The sequence below is a fragment of the Taibaiella koreensis genome, from assembly GCF_003545715.1.
In the GTDB taxonomy this organism is placed as follows: domain Bacteria; phylum Bacteroidota; class Bacteroidia; order Chitinophagales; family Chitinophagaceae; genus Taibaiella; species Taibaiella koreensis.
This window is the reverse complement of the sequence record NZ_QVNU01000003.1, coordinates 79,652-96,302: the sequence shown is the minus strand read 5'-3', so window position 1 is coordinate 96,302 and position 16,651 is coordinate 79,652. Positions and strand designations below refer to the sequence as shown.

The following is a 16,651-nucleotide window of genomic DNA, read 5'->3' as shown; positions in this document are numbered from 1 at the left end:
GTTACCATTAATTTTCACTTTACATGGCCCAAAAGCCTTTCCTGTAAAGCTTTTCGCATCAAAAATAAAAATGTTCTTCGCGACGTAACCTCCGGGTAAGCACAACATAACCCAGGCGACATGCACGGATAACTTTATGCACTGACTTTTGCGGCGCTTTTAACCAATCCTTAAAAAAACCAGCAAAGTATGCGAACTTTTACCAAGCACATTTTGGGCGTTATCGCCATGTCCGTACTGAGCCTGTCGGCCCCGGCGCAAGCCATCCTCGCCGGCATCTCAGGCAAAGTGGCCGATCCCGCCGGAGAACCGCTGCCCGGCGCCGCCGTCAGCATCCGGAACGAATCCACAGGCTTTACCGCCAAAACCATTTCCAATGCCGATGGCGCTTTCCTCGTGAAAGAATTGCCTTTAGGCAGCCCTTATTCCGTAACCGTTGAAGCCATGGGCTTCGGCGCCCAGCGCCAAACTGATTTTTCCCTTAACCAGGGCGATCTGCTCAATGTAAGCTTTAAGCTGGAAAACAAATCGCAGGAGCTGCAGGACGTTGTGATCACCGTAGGCTCTCCCCGCAACAAGATCGAGAACATTGGCGCAGCCACCGAGATATCGGCGCGGGATATCGCCAAGCTACCCGTAAACGGCAGGAACTTCAACTCGCTTACCGATCTCTCTCCCCTGAGTACAGGCAGCAGCCTTGGCGGACAACTTCCTTCGGCTACCAACTTCACCATCGACGGTATGGCAGCCAGGGGAACCATCTCCGGCGGGCAACCCACCGGAGCTTATTCCATATCCATGGAGGCCGTGCGCGAATTCCAGGTGGTGACCAACCAATACGATGTTACCTATGGCAACGCCGGTGGCGGTACCATAAGCGCGGTGACCAAATCGGGAACCAATACCCTGTCGGGCAGCGCGTTTGTATATGGCCGCACCGACTGGCTTTCCAGCCCCTATGGTCTTAACGGCGAGAAGCGTAACCAGAAGTTCTCTACCTACCAGTATGGCTTCAGCCTCAGCGGACCGATCATTAAAGACAAGGCCCATTTCTTCCTGGTATGGGATCACCAGACCGATTCACGTCCATTGTATATTGCCAATATCCAGTCTTCTGCCGATGAGAAACGCTTCAATGTGACGCAGGGCACCCTGGATCAATTCCAGAATATCGCCCGCAGCAAATATGGCGTTTCCTCATCTCCCCAGTTCGGCCAGTTCGGCAAAAAGAAGAATACCCATGCGCTGTTTGGCCGCATCGACTGGCAGCTAAGCGAGAAGAGCCTGCTGACCGTGCGCGACAACTTTATCTATGATATGGACGACCAATCTGATGGCGACAATACGGCGATCAATATTTATGAAGTATACAGCAGCCGCAAAAGCATCAACAACAGCCTGATGGCCTCGCTGCGTACTGCTATCGACGGCCATTTCACCAATGAGCTGAAGATACAGCACTACTGGGAATACAATAAGCTCTATGCCAACTCCCAGCTGCCGGCCGACAATATTCCCCGGGCTATCGTTCAGAACATCACTTCCGTTGCCGAAGACCAGACCAACCTGACCACGGCTATCCAGCTGGGCGGTCAACGTTACGGCGGCGACTATTTCAACAATCATGTGGTCCAGCTGGCCGACAACCTGTTTTACAATACGGGCAAATTCCATTTCACTTTTGGCGGTGGTATTACCTTTACCAACCAGAACTCGATCTACGGCAGCGAGACCAACGGACGCTTCTACTTCACGGGGCTCGACAATTTCAATAACCTTACGCCTTACCGCTATGCCAGGGACATCTACTTGTCGGATGATAAGAATATACGCTTCAACATACTGGTGCCTAATCTATACGCCCAGGTGCAGACCAGCCTCTTCCCTGGCCTTGATGTTACTGCCGGCGTGCGTGTCGATTACACCCGCTACCTCGAAAGCGCCAACTACAATCCTATCGTAGACCAGACCCTGGGACTGAATACCGCCAACAAGCTGACAAGCCTGCAGGTACAGCCCCGCGTACAGGCTACATGGGACGTAAAACAAGATGGACGCGACATCGTTCGCCTGGGTGGCGGCATTATGGGATCGGCGCTGAATCCCTATTCCATGATCAATAATATGCTGTTTGACGGATCGCATATCGTTGGCGTCGACCTGACCGGTAATGCTGTACCCACGCCTAATTTCCCCGGTTACCGGCAGAACCCAGCCTCCGCTCCCGGCATGGACCTGCTGCAGAATCCCAATATCCCGAAGCTGGCTACCATCAATATGAACGGCAAGGACGCCAAGGTGCCCGTGGTATACAAAGCCAATCTTTCCTATTCCCACTTTTTCAACAAGGATTTCCGCATGAGCGTAAGCGGCTACCTGTCTATGACGCGTAACAACTATACTTATGTGGACCGGAATATGGTTGACCAACCTTACTTCCGCATCGCGGCCGAAGATAATCGCGGCGTTTATGTTCCTGCATCCACTATCAACACAACCAATGGCAATGCCGACTGGACCAAGAGCCGCAAGACCGATCAGGTAGGCCGTGTGCTGGAGCTGCAAAGCACGGGTAAGGTAAACCAGATGGCCTTCGTGATCGATGGCGACTACCGCTATTACAAGGACGGTGAGATCGCCTTTTCTTATACCTGGAACCAAACGAAAGACAATACTTCCTACAACGGTAACGTGGCCAATACCGCTACCCTGGTCCAATACGTAAAGGATGATCCCCGCGACCTGAGCCCTATGAACTATTCCGACAACCAGTTCCGTCATAAGGTGGTAGTATACGGCACAGCGCCTACTTTCTGGGGCATCAGCGCGGGCATACGCTTCTCGGGCATCAGCGGTACACGCTATTCCCTCTATGTGAACGGCAATATGAACGGCGACTTCGTAGCGACCAACGACCTGGCCTATGTATATGACCCCAACAGCGCCAGCACGCCCCAATACCTGAAAGACGGCATCAACGCGATCCTGAACAATCCCAACGTGGAGGAGAGCGCCAAGAACTATATCCGCAAATCCTTTGGTAAGATCGCGGAAAGGAACGGCGGTGAAAACCCTTTTTACGGCGTGCTGGACATTCGCCTGGCCAAGAAGGTCCCGGTATATCAGAAACATAACGTCGAAGTTTCGGTTGATCTGTTTAATGTGGCTAACTTCCTCAATAAATCATGGGGCGTATACCACAACGTAGCGACGACCAACCTGTATACGATTAAAGGCTTTGATCCGGCAACGAATACGTATAAATATGCCGTGAACACCAATGCCGGCGTATCGCCATTAAGCGGCAATCCTTACCAGGTACAGCTGGGCCTGCGTTACAGCTTCTGATCTTTATTTATCTAAAAAAAGAAACACGACCTATGAAAAGCAATCTTCTTAAAACCTGCATGGGCGTTGCCTGCCTGCTGACGGCAGCCCATACAATGCAGGCGCAGAGTGGTCCCGCCCGATATGTGGTGCTGGTGACCATCGACGGTTTCCGTCCCGAATTCTACCTGGACAGCAGCTATGGTATGTTCACCGTAAGGGATATGATGCGACGGGGCGTGGCGGCCAAAGGCGCTGACCCGGTATTTCCGTCCGTAACCTACCCCGATCATACCACACTAATTACCGGCGTAACGCCAGCCAAACACGGCATCTATTACAATACACCCTTTGAGCCGGAGGGGCAGACCGGCAAGTGGATGTGGGATTACAATCTCATTAAGACCGAGACCCTGTGGTCGGCCATGCACAAGGCTGGAAAGAAAACCGCCTGCGTACGTTGGCCCGTAACCTACAATGCGCCTATCGACTACCGTATTCCCGAATACTGGGATTATAAAAACTTTTCCGATGCCCGGCCCTTTACGGCAGCGGCCACCCAGCCGCTTTCCCTGTGGCAGGAAGTGCAGGACCATGCTACCGGACATCTGGATGCCGACGACATCGGTACCGACCACAATGAGCTGGTATCGGATGAGAATATGGCCCGCATCACTGGCTACCTGCTGCGGCAATACAAGCCCAACTTTACGGCAGTGCACCTGGCCTGCACCGATCACTACGAGCACCAGGAAGGCCGTGAGGCTTACATGGTAAGGGCTTCGGTAGCCGGCGCAGACCGTTGCGTCAAGACCATTATCGAATCGCTGAACCGCGCGGGTATCGCCGACAGTACCTTGCTCATCGTTACCGGCGATCATGGCTTTGAAAATATCTACCGCTCATTCAACCCCAATTACCTGCTGAAACAGGCCGGCTTGATCAAAGATGCGAAAGCCGGCGACTGGAAAGCACAATTTCACAGCTCGGGAGGCGGCGCTTTCCTGCAGCTCAAAGACCCCAACGATAAGGCTACTGTAGCCAAAGTAGCGCAATTGCTGGGTCAGCTGCCCGATTCGGCTAAACGTTATTTTGCAATCGTATCCAAAGAGAAGCTGGAACAGGTAGGCGCCGATCCCGGCGTCCCCCTGGCGCTTACCGGCCTCAACGGTACCTCCTTTGGTGCGGGTACCGACCGTCTTGTCGAAACCTTCGACAAGGTAAGGGGCACTCACGGTTATTTTCCCGATCACCAGCAGATCAAGACCGGTTTCGTAGCCTGCGGTCCTGGCCTGAAGCCCAGTACGGTGGTGCCCAATATGCGCTTGCTCGATGTAACGCCCCTTATCGTGAAGCTTACCGGTATTGCCTTTCCGCAAACCGACGGCAAGCTGATCGACGCCTTCCTCAAGTAAGTCGAGCCCATATAGTGTTGCTTATGGAGCTGTTCCTTCGGGGCAGCTCCTTTTTTTATTATAGAAAACTTTTCTTTTGCATTTATCAATAGGCCTATAGAGAAAATACAGGCTTGTTTTTCCTTGCGCAACCTGCTGTCATTTATTGCGGCAATAGATTTCTGCCTACCTTTGCGGGCTCATGAACCTGCAAACTTTGCTGGGATTTTATCAAAACGATATCCGCACAAAACAGATAGCGGCGGGGCTCTCGTTGCCCGATCCCAAAATGCGCCTCAACTTGCGCAATCTCAAAGGCTCATCCCTCAACTTTATTGCAACCGCCGTATGGCAGCAAAGCCAGGCCAACCATGTGTTTGTGCTGAATGACCGGGAAGAGGCCGCCTATTTTCACAATGATCTGGAGAGCCTTACCCAGGCCCTCGATATCTGTTATTTCCCCGACTCGTTTAAAAAAGCCGGCGATTACCGCAATCTTAACAGCAGTCACATTATGCTGCGCACAGAGGCCCTGGCACATCTTTCTTCCCGCGGAAAAGATGAACTCCGGAAAAAGGTGCTGGTCACCTATCCCGAGGCCCTGTTTGAAAAGGTAGTAAGGGCCAGCTCGCTTTCGTCCAATATGATCCATATCAAGACCAGCGAGCAGCTGAAAGTGGACGAGCTGATGAAACGTTTCGTGGACCTGGGCTTCAGGCGAGAAGACTTCGTATATGAACCCGGACAGTTTGCCATGCGTGGCGGTATACTCGATATTTATTCCTTCGGCAACGAACACCCCTACCGTATCGAGCTCTTCGGCAATGAGGTGGATAGCATCCGCATCTTCAACCCCGAGACCCAGCTTTCCGAGCGCAAGTTGCTGCAGGTATCCATATTACCCAATATCGAGACTAAATTCGATACTGAGGAAAAAATATCTCTCCTTGATTACCTTCCGGCCAATACCGTTTTCTGGTTCAAAGACCTCGCCTTTACCCTGGAAAAACTGGACAAGCTGGAAACAGAGCTTCCGGAAAAGCTACCTGCCGAAGGCGCTGCTGCCATCGAGCAGGAAGAACAGCTGATACGGCAGCTAACCCTGGCCGATTTTGAAGAGACTGAAACCTGGAAACGTAAGCTGCTTGACCGGCACCTGATCGAATGGACCGAAACGGAGCCGGACCAGGAAGGCGATAATGCTTCTTTAGTCTATTTCAGGACGGATAACCAGCCGGTGTTCAACCGTAATTTCGAGCTGCTGATCACTAACCTGAAGCGGCAAACCGAAGCCGGCTATACCGCCTACATCTTTGCCGAGAATGCAAAGCAGCTCGAGCGGCTCAGGACCATATTTGAGGATTCTGGCGCACAGATCAGTTTTGTACCTGTACCGGTATCGCTCAGCAAGGGCTTTATAGACCATGATCATAAGCTGCTGGCCTATACCGACCACCAGATATTCCAGCGTTATCATAAATACAGGGTCAAGCAAGCCTATAGCAAGGGCAAGGCTATTACCATAAAGGCATTGCGGGAACTGCAGCCCAGCGATTTCGTTACCCATATCGATCATGGCGTGGGTGTGTACAGCGGTCTGCAGAAGATAGAGGTGAATGGCAACCTCCAGGAAGCCGTACGTATCCTTTACCGCGACAACGATGTGCTGTATGTCAACATCAATTCGCTGCATAAGATCAGCAAGTATACCGGCAAAGAAGGTTCCGTACCCAGGGTAAATAAGCTGGGCAGCGATGCCTGGGAAAAGCTGAAGAACAAGACGAAAAAGCAGGTAAAGGATATTGCTGCGGATCTCATCAAGCTGTATGCCAAACGCAAGGCTTCCCCGGGCTTTGCGCATACACCCGACAGCTACCTGCAGACCGAGCTGGAGGCCTCGTTCTTTTACGAAGATACTCCCGACCAAAGCAAGGCCACGACTGATGTGAAAAGAGACATGGAGGCGGCCTCGCCTATGGACCGGCTGGTCTGCGGCGATGTGGGCTTTGGCAAAACGGAGATCGCCGTGCGTGCGGCCTTCAAGACCGTGGGCGACAGCAAACAGGCTGCGGTGCTGGTACCTACCACCATCCTGGCTTATCAACATTACCAGACCTTTAAGGACCGGCTAAAGGATTTCCCTGCCAACGTCGACTTTATCAACCGCTTTAAATCGGCCAAAGAAAAACGGGAGACGTTGAAGCGGCTTGAGGAAGGCAAGATCGATATCATTATTGGTACGCATGCCTTGCTGGGCAAAGAAGTAAAGTTCAAAGACCTGGGGCTGCTCATTATTGACGAAGAGCAAAAGTTCGGTGTAAGCGCCAAAGAGAAGCTGCGCGAACGTAAGGCCAGCGTAGACACGCTTACCCTTACAGCGACCCCGATACCGCGCACACTGCAGTTTTCGCTCATGAATGCCCGCGATCTCAGTATCATGAATACGCCACCACCTAATCGCCAGCCCGTACATACCGAGGTCATGGGCTTCGACGAGATAGCGATACGCGATGCGATCTATTATGAGACAGAGCGTGGCGGACAGGTATATTTCATCCACAACCGCGTACAAAGCCTGCCGGCAATGGCCGAAAAGCTGCGGGAGCTTTGTCCCGACCTTGAAATAGAGGTAGCCCACGGGCAGATGGAGGGCGCGAGGCTGGAAAAGGCGCTCCTGGATTTTATGGGCAACAAGTTTGACGTATTGTGCTGTACTAATATCGTGGAAAGCGGCGTCGACATTTCTAATGCCAACACGATCATCATTAACAACGCGCACCAGTTTGGTCTCAGCGACCTGCACCAATTGCGTGGTCGCGTAGGCCGCAGCAACAAGAAAGCATTCTGCTACCTGGTAACGCCTTCGCTGGTAACCTTGCCCGATGACAGCCGTAAGCGCCTGCAAACGCTGGAACAATTCAACGAGCTGGGCAGCGGCTTCCAGATCGCTATGCGGGACCTGGATATCCGTGGCGCGGGCAATATCCTGGGTGGCGAGCAAAGCGGCTTCATTGCCGAGATCGGTTTTGAAATGTACCAGAAGATCCTTGCGGAAGCCATTCATGAGCTGAAGAGCACGGACTTTAAAGAGGTTTTTGCCGAAGAGATGGAACGCAAGCACGATTATGTAACCGATTGCACCATCGATACCGACCTGGAGATACTGATCCCGGATACTTATATCGAAAACATCACCGAGCGGCTTTCGCTGTACACGCAACTCGACGATATAGAGGAAGCGCTGGAGCTGCAAATGTTTGAAGAGGAGCTCGTCGATCGCTTCGGTCCTGTGCCGCCACAGGTAAAGGACCTGTTCACCACTTTGCGCTGCCGTAAGATGGCCAAAGAGCTGGGTTTTGAAAAGCTCATCCTTAAAAACGAGCAGATGCGCCTTTATTTTATCAGCAATCCCGATTCACCTTATTTCGAAAGCGACACCTTCAACCGGATCATGCAATACATCCAAACAGAGGTAAACAATGCGCGGTTGAAGCAGGTGGGTAAGAACTTTATGCTCATCGTAGACCGCATCAGGACTATGAGCGATGTCGAGTGGTTCTTAAAGGGGATGCTTATAGAGTAGCTTGATAAATTTTCAGTGGTTTTGCTAAAAAACATCTAAAGTTGATAAACCGGACAGGAACACAACACATTGTGTTCCTGTTTCTTTATAGATAATAGCCAAATTTATCCGACGAAAACCTATAATAAATGCAATAAAATGCATAACTTTCGTTTGAACCAATCCACATATTTTTTTATGAGCCAGTTGAAACACTGCGGCTTTCTCGCTGTGTTCCTTGCGCTTTTGATCTTCGGCGGGCCCATGGCTTCGGCTAAGATCAAGATGATGCGGATCACTCCCGCCAAAGAAAAAATCCAGATCAACCATTACCGGATCACCGATGTCGTCGATGAGCGCCTGGACAAGTCCAACTATATAGGCTACCTGAGCACCGGCGCGCACAACTATTTTCTGAGAGCCGAGTTTCACCAAACGCTCCGGGAAGAGATTACCCGGTTCCTGGACGAAAGCACGGTACAGAAAGGATCGGCAGAAGCGGTCGTGCTGCATGTGTACGATTACCTGCTGTACGAAAAGTCGTCGTTTAAAGGAGCAGAGATCGCTTTGAATACACATTATGCCCTGTTCAATAAAGACGGGCATCGCCTGCTGGATTACGTCATTACCGATACCCGCAATACCGGTATGTTCATGTCGGTAAATGCTGGTGAGTTGCTGTGCCGCAACCTTACCAGCTACCTGTCGGAAATGGACCAGAAGATCGATCCCTTCCTGGCGATGTACAAAAGCAACCAACCCATTAAGGTGTCCTATATTTTTGTAAAGGAACCCGAGCAAAAGAACCTGCTTCCCTACAACCCGCAACACCCTTTGAACATTTATCATTTTGTGGCAAAGGCGCCGGAACAAGGCACAGAACCTTCGGCTGCGGAATGCGGCCTAATGATCAACTACCAGATCAGGCATTTCGAGGGTAAGGCCGAAGCCTTCATCGAATTGCTTCCTTATTTCGACCAGGCCCGCTCCTGGCTGCGTCCCGGACAGGATGTAAAAAAACGCCTGGCCTACGAGCAGACCTATTTCAAAATATCGGCCTTCATAACAAATGAATTAATCAAGGAATTACAAGAAAAAAGTTTTACCTTCAATACCCTGAAACCAGATATCGATGCGCTCCGCGAAAAGTACGTGAGCCGTATGAAAGCTTTACAGCAGGAATACATCAAGGAAACGGAGTATGGCGATAATGTAGCTTCGATGGAAAAATGGAGCCGCAAAGTGGCTTTCTACCCGGCGAGTACGCCGCAATAATTTGTCTTCTTCTTTTGTTTATACAGGGCTGCTTCTTCTTAAGCGGCCTTTTTTTATGCCCTCTTGCTATTGCTCCGCGCGCATTAACAGTCATACGAAATGCATATTTTTGCATGCTGCAGAAGGCATTAACCGCTGCCAGCCCGTCTGATTATTTCTTCTACTTGCTCTATACGGTGTCATTTGAAAAATAATTACTGACTATCCCGCCGGGCATAGGATCATAGCGCAACATTTTAATCATCACCCCCCCAAGATTCATTTTTTCATGGCCCCTGTTTGGGGCTGGCTTCCTATATGCGTGCGGTCACTAAATAATTTATAAAATAAACGAAATTTTTTGTCATACATTTTATATGTTTAATTAATTTTACAACCTACTAAACATACATTATTTATGGCAATACTATTCCGGGTTTGGGGGATAGCCCTTTTTCTGCTGCTGTGTAGCCGCACGCATGCGCTGATATCCGCCGACATTTTTACCAACTATACCGTAAGCGCCAACGATTTCGGTCCGGGCGCCCCTTCGACTCCGGTAAACGTTACGATTCATCCCAATTGTACTTTGAAGTTCAACAATGGCGCCATCGTTTACTTCCTGGGAAATATCAATATCATGGATCACGCCGCTCTGGTGATTGATGGCGCGACTGTACAAATGAATACGGGCGGGCGGATTATCGTAAATGGTTTTTCCGGACCACCCGGCAGCACCGGCGTTAACCAGGGCGGGCTTCTGGTCACGTCTAACAATGCTGTGTTAACGGTAATCCCCTGGATCAAAACAGATAAATTCTGGTCAGGTATAGAAACTATGAAAGGTTCCGGCGGAAGCCTATGGTACAATGAGGCATCTGTCAATATGCAAAATACAACACTCTCCTACGCAGATGTAGGCATCCGGAATTACAATAAGGACGGGCCCGTTAGCCTCACGCAGGGAGGCCAGATATACCTGCTGCGGGATACGATCAAAGACTGCCGGCAACATATGCTTCAGCTTTATAACGAGATTAACGGTGGCATACCCACCGATCCTTTTACCGGAAATAACGCGAACGTTATTATTTATATCCAGAATGTCGTATTCCGGCATGAGTCGGGGTTTAATCCTGTTCCTTTTCCACAAGACATGGTTTACCTCAACAATTGCAAGGGCATCCCCTTTTATGGCTGCACTTTTACGGGACGATTACCGGCCAATGGCCTGCCCAATACCGGCGCCATTGGGATCAACGCCATTAACTCCGGCTTCCTGGCAGAGATGTACTTTGCCAATCCGGGTATGCCGGGCTGCCGGTTTTATGGCTTGAAGACCGGCATCTCGGTGACCAATGCCCTGCAGGCCGACCGGGTGCCGCTGATCTACCGTTGCCTCTTCGACCAGTGCCAGTATTCTGTGAGCATGAGCGGCTGCCTTAATCCCTGGATCGTGTCTACTACTACTTTCGGCTCCTACAATGGTAGTCCTTCGGTGAGCAACAGTATCCCATTTGCGGCGCTGTCGCTCAACAATTGCACTGGTTACAAAGTGGAGGGCAATACCATCGGCTACGATATTCCTGCGGCCGCGCATAACTTTATGGGTGTGGTGATCCGCAATTCGGGTGTAGCCAACAACGAGTTGTACCGCAACCTTATCGGCTACCCTTCTGTTAGCCTGGGCGCACAGTCGCTGGGGACCAATAAATCCTTTGTAGGTGATAGAGGATTAAAAATCCTGTGTAACAACTTTAACAGCGCCTACGACAATAATATAAGCGTGATGACCGACCTGGTACCGAATGGTAATAACGGAATACATTCTAAACAATATGTACAGGGGATAAACTCGTCATTTGACCTATCGGCCGGCAACCGGTTCGTGGCCAATGGCACCAATCCCGCACGGAATTATTACCTGGAAGCAGGCACTTTCGATGTTAATCAATTTTTGTACAAGCGTAATGCATTTATACAATTAGAAGATCCAAGTTATCGAACGCCTTTTAATGTCGTAAATACTAACGGTAATACCTGTCCCATCCACAATACCGGGGCGCCGCAGCCCCCCTATCCCTTTTACCTGTATGTGGCTAGCCTGCAGCACATTGAAAAGCAGATCGGGGACCTTGAAGCCAAGGCAAATCCTGACTACAGCGATACCATACAGCTGGAGTACCTGTATGGACGACAATCGGAACTGGTGGACAGCGTCACCTCCTATTACCAGCAAAACGACCTGATCGACAGCATCATCCTGGCCTACCGGCAGGTCACCAGGGGCTACCACTATCAATTGCTGCTGGCTGCGGCCTATGCCACTGCCGATCGCTATGATGAAGCATTGTCTGCATTGGAGACCATAGGAAGCCATTACCAACTCAGCATAGAAGAACAGGAACAGCTCGATCGCCTAGTCGCGATGTATGAGATAAAACAATGGCTCTATCTGCATGCCGATGATTGGGCCGGGTTGTCTGCCGGTTCAAAGACGGCAGTGTACGATTACGCCGAGAGCGATCCTTTATATGCCGGCGCCACGGCACGAAGCCTGCTGGCGGCTTATGAAGACAAGATCTATGATCCGGAATTCCGTACACTACCGGAAGAATTGTTACCTATGCGAAAAGAGGTACCTTTATCTGCGGACCAGGAAAAAATATACCCCAACCCGGCCAAAGACCGGCTGTTTGTGGACTGGACTGGATCTAATGCGACTTTGATGCTGATCGATGTGAGGGGGACCATAATCCTTCAAACGCCCCTGAAGGGTTACCCGATCGACATAACGATCAGTTCCCTGCCGCCGGGTATTTACGCAGCACAGATCCTGGTTGAGGGCAAAATAGTTTACCAGCAAAAAGTAGTTAAACAATAATCCTATGCGCCGCAACCCGATCCTATGGACCCTCCTGCTATGCCTGTGCCTTTGTGCCGGCAGAGCAAAGGCACAGCCCGGCTTCGATAAGGTCTATAGCTTTAGTCCTTATCCAACTTATGACCTGTATAGTGCCATCCGTACGGTATTGCCCGATACCCAGCGTATTTTCCTTGCCGGTATCACAATTAAGGACACTATAGATCATGGTTCCTTCTCGGGCCTGAGCACTTTTCTGGCCGCTACCGATTATTCGGGGAATGTTCAATGGCAAAAAAGACTGGTCTTCGCGCCGCCTTATTACCAATCCAGCGAACCCGGCCTTTTTCATTTATTGGCCAAAGTAAAGCCAGGTAAATATGTATTGGGCACGCAGGGTTGGGATGTTACCACCGTATTGCCTTCTGCAATAGCCCGCCCTTACTTGTATTTTTTTAAAGCCAATGGGGATAGTTTGAAATTTGTATCGATACCGGCGGCTCATATCAAAAACGAACAGTTTTTGCACAGTATACTGGTCGACCAACAAAGCAATATTGTGGCCACCGGTGTATACTGGGACGAACCAGGGCCAGCCAGGGATACCATAGGTATCTGGCTGGCCAAATTTGACAGCAGTGGAACGTTTTTGTGGCGGAAGATCATTGTTAATCCAGAGGTAAATAAGGGAGCTGGCGCCTATAAAGTCATTGGCAGCAATGATGGCAAACACTATGTTTTAGGAGGTGTTGCCGGCGGAATGAATACTATAAACACTTATTTCTCGGTATGGAAAACCGATACGGCCGGTAATGTCATCTGGCAGAAAAATATACCCAAAGCCACACATGATACCAGTCTGGAGACTATGGGGGATCAGTATTTTGATATTATCCCCGCCAGCAATAGCAGTGGCTATTATTTTATGGCTGCCGATGTAAAGGCTACTGTCGTTACCTCCGGCCCCTCAGATTATCGCGCTATTTATTACTGCGGTAAGCTAGATGAAGAGGGTAAGGTCGTTTGGGCCAAGACCTACCAGCAGGATACTTTTCATACTGTACAATGTCTCGGCCTCGCCCAGCGGCCCAATGGCGATCTCTTGTTTATGGGACAGAGTTTCGGTTTTGGCTCGGCCCAGGCCAAGGCCAGCAACGGGCCTTCCCTGTTGTGTACGGATAGCCTGGGAAGGGTAAAGTGGTACAAGGTGACCAAGCGTTACGATTGTCCCTTTGACCCCGGACATACTTTCCTTTCTATGAAACTGGCTCCCAACGGCGGTATCGTAAGGGCCGGAGCTATTGCCCAACAAAGCCCTCAGCCAACATGTTTCGATACCTCGGGCAGCCTGGCCTGGCTGGTACTTACCGATAGCCTGGGCCGGCGCCATCCTAACGATACGGTTACTTTTCCCATAACGGCCGATTCCGTGATCTATCCCGCCGATACCACCACCGCGATACGCGTGCCCGATGAGGATAAGCCCGCTATAAGGCTCTATCCCAACCCTACCTCGGGAACCGTATACCTGGAGCTAACAAACCTGCCGGCAAGCCCTGGCCTGATTACGGTGCAGCTTTTCGATTATATGGGAAGGCGATTGCTGCAACAGAAGCCAGGCACAACGCGGGCAATCATAGACCTTGGTCCCTATCCTCCGGGGCTGTACCTGCTGCGGCTGCGTTATAAAGACAGGGATGCAGGCATACAGAAGGTGATGAAACAATAGTGACTATCCCGATATAGGAAACATTGGGTCTATTGATCTCTGTCACGCCTGTTGAACCTGTCAAAGCACCATCTTTGTCCTTTCGACAGGCTCAGGGCTAGGCTTTGTTTCCTATATCCGGATAACCGGATAAACAATAAGGCAAAGACATAGATAAACGGGCTGTTCGCACAATACGAATAGCCCGTTTCCTTATCTCATCTATACAGTCCCAGGAAGATCCGGCAATCGCGATAGTAATGCTGCAAAGGATCATCTAGGCCAGCTGCACCAGGGCCGCTTCGATGCGCTGCTGTGTAGCGGCGCTACCGATCATCGCGACGATGTCGAACACGCCGGGTCCGAATTTGCCGCCGACGAGCATAATACGCAAGGGTAGCATCAGGTCGCCTTTCTTAATGCCCTTGGCTGTGGCCAGTTCGGTGAAAGAAGCTTCCAGGGCTTCATGATCTGGTGCGATACTATCCAGCGAAGCCGCCCAGGTACGGAAGAATTCCGTTTTTCCAGGGCTCCATTTTCCTTTTACTGCTTCCAGATCGGGCTGCGCCGGCGCTTCAAAAAAGAAGCGGCCCTGCGTTACAAAATCGGGCAACAGGTGACATCGTTCCTTGATCAGGCCGATCACGCGGGTCAGGTATTCCGGTTCAGCCGTAATATTTTCCTTTTCAAAGAAAGGTGCAACCAAAGTAGCCAGGCGCGCATTATCGGTGCGCTGTATATGTTGCTGGTTAAACCATTTCGCCTTTTCATAATCGAACTTGGCCCCACCTTTATGTACTCTTTCCATCGAGAACAGCTCGCATAGTTCTTCCAGGCTGAAGACCTCCTGCTCTATGCCGGGATTCCAGCCCAGCATGGCCAGTAGATTGACGAAGGCTTCGGGCAGAAAGCCTCTTTCGCGGAAACCGGTCGTTACTTCCCCGGTCTTCGGATCGGTCCAATCCATTGCAAATACCGGGAAGCCGAGGCGGTCGCCATCACGCTTGCTCAGCTTACCGTTGCCATCGGGTTTCAGGATCAGCGGCAGGTGTGCCCATTGCGGCATGTGCGCTTTCCAGCCCAGGTATTGCCAGAGCAGGATATGAACGGGTGCGCTGGGCAGCCATTCTTCACCGCGGAAGGCGTGCGTGATCTTCATCAGGTAATCGTCGACCACTACCGCGAGGTGGTAAGTAGGCATGCCGTCGGCCTTCAGCAATACTTTATCGTCTACCACATTGGTCTCATGATGGATATCGCCGCGGATCATATCGTGGAAATGGATGGTCTCGTTTTCCGGTACTTTGATCCTGATCACATAGGGCGTTCCTTCCAGGATCAGGCGCCGCGTTTCTTCCTCGCCAAGGGTAAGGGAGTTCCGCATCATTCCCCTCGTACGGTGATCGTACTGTGGAGCAGGATTCTCGGGGGTCCTCAGGTCATTGCGCATTTGCTCCAGCTCTGCAGGCGTGTCGAAGGCATAATAAGCATGGCCGCTTTCCAGCAGCTGCTCGGCATAATCGCGATAGATCGCCTTACGTTCGCTTTGCCGGTAAGGCGCATAGGGTCCTTCTTTCCGTACACTTTCGTCGGGCGACAAGCCGCACCAGTCAAGACAATCGAAGATATATTCTTCGGCGCCGGGTACAAAGCGGCCCTGGTCGGTATCTTCTATACGCAGCACAAAAGTGCCGTTGTATTTACGGGCAAACAGGTAATTGAACAGTACCGTACGAACACCCCCCAGGTGCAGGCCACCGGTAGGGCTGGGCGCAAAGCGCACGCGAACATGATTTGCATTCATGCCGCGAAAATAGGGAGAAATGCTGAATGCCCGGAGATTTCCCCGTGCAATAATACTGCCGTCGCCTGGATCATATTCAGGGCTGCAGCACCGCTTCGGTGACGTGCAGTGTGCCGTTGCTGCTCCTTACATCGGCAATGCTGATACGGGCATGATTGATCCACCAATCCCCTCCCCTGCGGTACAGGCTCACGGGTATTCCCGACAGGGTATGCAGCTGGCTGCTGCGTAGCTGACCGATCGTAAAGCTGCCTGCAATAAGATGGTCCCGGACGAGCTGCACCAATTCGGCCTTATGCGTGGGCAACAGAAGACTGTCGACCGCGCCTGCAGGTATTTCGTTGAAAGCCTCATTGGTCGGTGCAAAAAGGGTATATGGGCCTGCTCTTTTTAAGCTACTGATAAGACCGGAGGCGCGCAGCAGTATTGTAAATGTGGTATGGTCTTTTGACCGCGACACATTGTCGGCCAGGTTCCGGCCCGGCGTCATGATCGCTTCGCCTACTTCCACACCTGTTTCTATGGGCTCCTGGATGGCGGTCTCTGTAGACGTGATCATCATGATCGCTGTAGAATCCTGACGCTTTTGTTTTGAGCTGGCCGAGGCATTGCATGCGATTATGCCTATGCAGGCCAAAGCGACCAGCAAGCGTAGCAGAATCCGTTCGTTCATTCCGAGTAATTGTGAGTAGTATCAAGCGGCTACATACGTGCCGTACCGATAAAACAGCTACCCTGG

8 protein-coding genes are annotated in these 16,651 nt (G+C 51.1%); 6 read left to right on the top strand and 2 right to left on the bottom strand.

What is annotated here, in order from left to right; genetic code table 11:
* Positions 1-189 precede the first annotated feature (189 nt).
* From DZK30_RS10475 to DZK30_RS10450, 6 genes are all read left to right on the top strand, one after another.
* The gene (locus DZK30_RS10475) at positions 190-3,348 is read left to right on the top strand and encodes a TonB-dependent receptor (RefSeq protein ID WP_118974099.1); all 3,159 of its coding nucleotides are present in this window, start codon (positions 190-192) and stop codon (positions 3,346-3,348) included.
* Between the two features lie 32 nt (positions 3,349-3,380).
* Positions 3,381-4,742, top strand: a complete 1,362-nt coding sequence (locus tag DZK30_RS10470) for an alkaline phosphatase family protein (protein WP_118974098.1) — start codon at positions 3,381-3,383, stop codon at positions 4,740-4,742.
* A gap of 181 nt (positions 4,743-4,923) precedes the next feature.
* Positions 4,924-8,304 carry a transcription-repair coupling factor gene (gene mfd, locus DZK30_RS10465; RefSeq protein ID WP_118974097.1) on the top strand — a complete coding sequence of 1,127 codons (3,381 nt, stop codon included), beginning with the start codon at positions 4,924-4,926 and terminating at the stop codon, positions 8,302-8,304.
* Positions 8,305-8,481: 177 nt separating this feature from the next.
* Positions 8,482-9,558 carry a hypothetical protein gene (locus tag DZK30_RS10460; protein WP_118974096.1) on the top strand — a complete coding sequence of 359 codons (1,077 nt, stop codon included), beginning with the start codon at positions 8,482-8,484 and terminating at the stop codon, positions 9,556-9,558.
* Between the two features lie 397 nt (positions 9,559-9,955).
* Positions 9,956-12,421, top strand: a complete 2,466-nt coding sequence (locus tag DZK30_RS10455; RefSeq protein WP_118974095.1) for a T9SS type A sorting domain-containing protein — start codon at positions 9,956-9,958, stop codon at positions 12,419-12,421.
* A gap of 4 nt (positions 12,422-12,425) precedes the next feature.
* Complete coding sequence (locus DZK30_RS10450; protein WP_118974094.1) at positions 12,426-14,129, top strand: T9SS type A sorting domain-containing protein; 1,704 nt, start codon at positions 12,426-12,428, stop codon at positions 14,127-14,129.
* 256 nt (positions 14,130-14,385) lie between these two features.
* Here DZK30_RS10450 and gltX read toward each other — a convergent pair whose 3' ends face one another.
* The gene (gene gltX, locus DZK30_RS10445; protein WP_118974093.1) at positions 14,386-15,912 is read right to left on the bottom strand and encodes a glutamate--tRNA ligase; all 1,527 of its coding nucleotides are present in this window, start codon (positions 15,910-15,912) and stop codon (positions 14,386-14,388) included.
* A 76-nt stretch (positions 15,913-15,988) separates the two neighbouring features.
* Positions 15,989-16,585, bottom strand: a complete 597-nt coding sequence (locus DZK30_RS10440; RefSeq protein WP_118974092.1) for a fasciclin domain-containing protein — start codon at positions 16,583-16,585, stop codon at positions 15,989-15,991.
* Positions 16,586-16,651 lie beyond the last annotated feature (66 nt).

What these genes read in the sequence shown, in the direction of transcription:
- DZK30_RS10475 (WP_118974099.1), top strand. Translation starts at nt 190, where the DNA reads ATGCGAACTTTTACCAAGCACATTTTGGGCGTTATCGCCATGTCCGTA.
- DZK30_RS10470 (WP_118974098.1), top strand. Translation starts at nt 3,381, where the DNA reads ATGAAAAGCAATCTTCTTAAAACCTGCATGGGCGTTGCCTGCCTGCTG.
- mfd (WP_118974097.1), top strand. Translation starts at nt 4,924, where the DNA reads ATGAACCTGCAAACTTTGCTGGGATTTTATCAAAACGATATCCGCACA.
- DZK30_RS10460 (WP_118974096.1), top strand. Translation starts at nt 8,482, where the DNA reads ATGAGCCAGTTGAAACACTGCGGCTTTCTCGCTGTGTTCCTTGCGCTT.
- DZK30_RS10455 (WP_118974095.1), top strand. Translation starts at nt 9,956, where the DNA reads ATGGCAATACTATTCCGGGTTTGGGGGATAGCCCTTTTTCTGCTGCTG.
- DZK30_RS10450 (WP_118974094.1), top strand. Translation starts at nt 12,426, where the DNA reads ATGCGCCGCAACCCGATCCTATGGACCCTCCTGCTATGCCTGTGCCTT.
- gltX (WP_118974093.1), bottom strand. Translation starts at nt 15,912, where the DNA reads ATGAATGCAAATCATGTTCGCGTGCGCTTTGCGCCCAGCCCTACCGGT.
- DZK30_RS10440 (WP_118974092.1), bottom strand. Translation starts at nt 16,585, where the DNA reads ATGAACGAACGGATTCTGCTACGCTTGCTGGTCGCTTTGGCCTGCATA.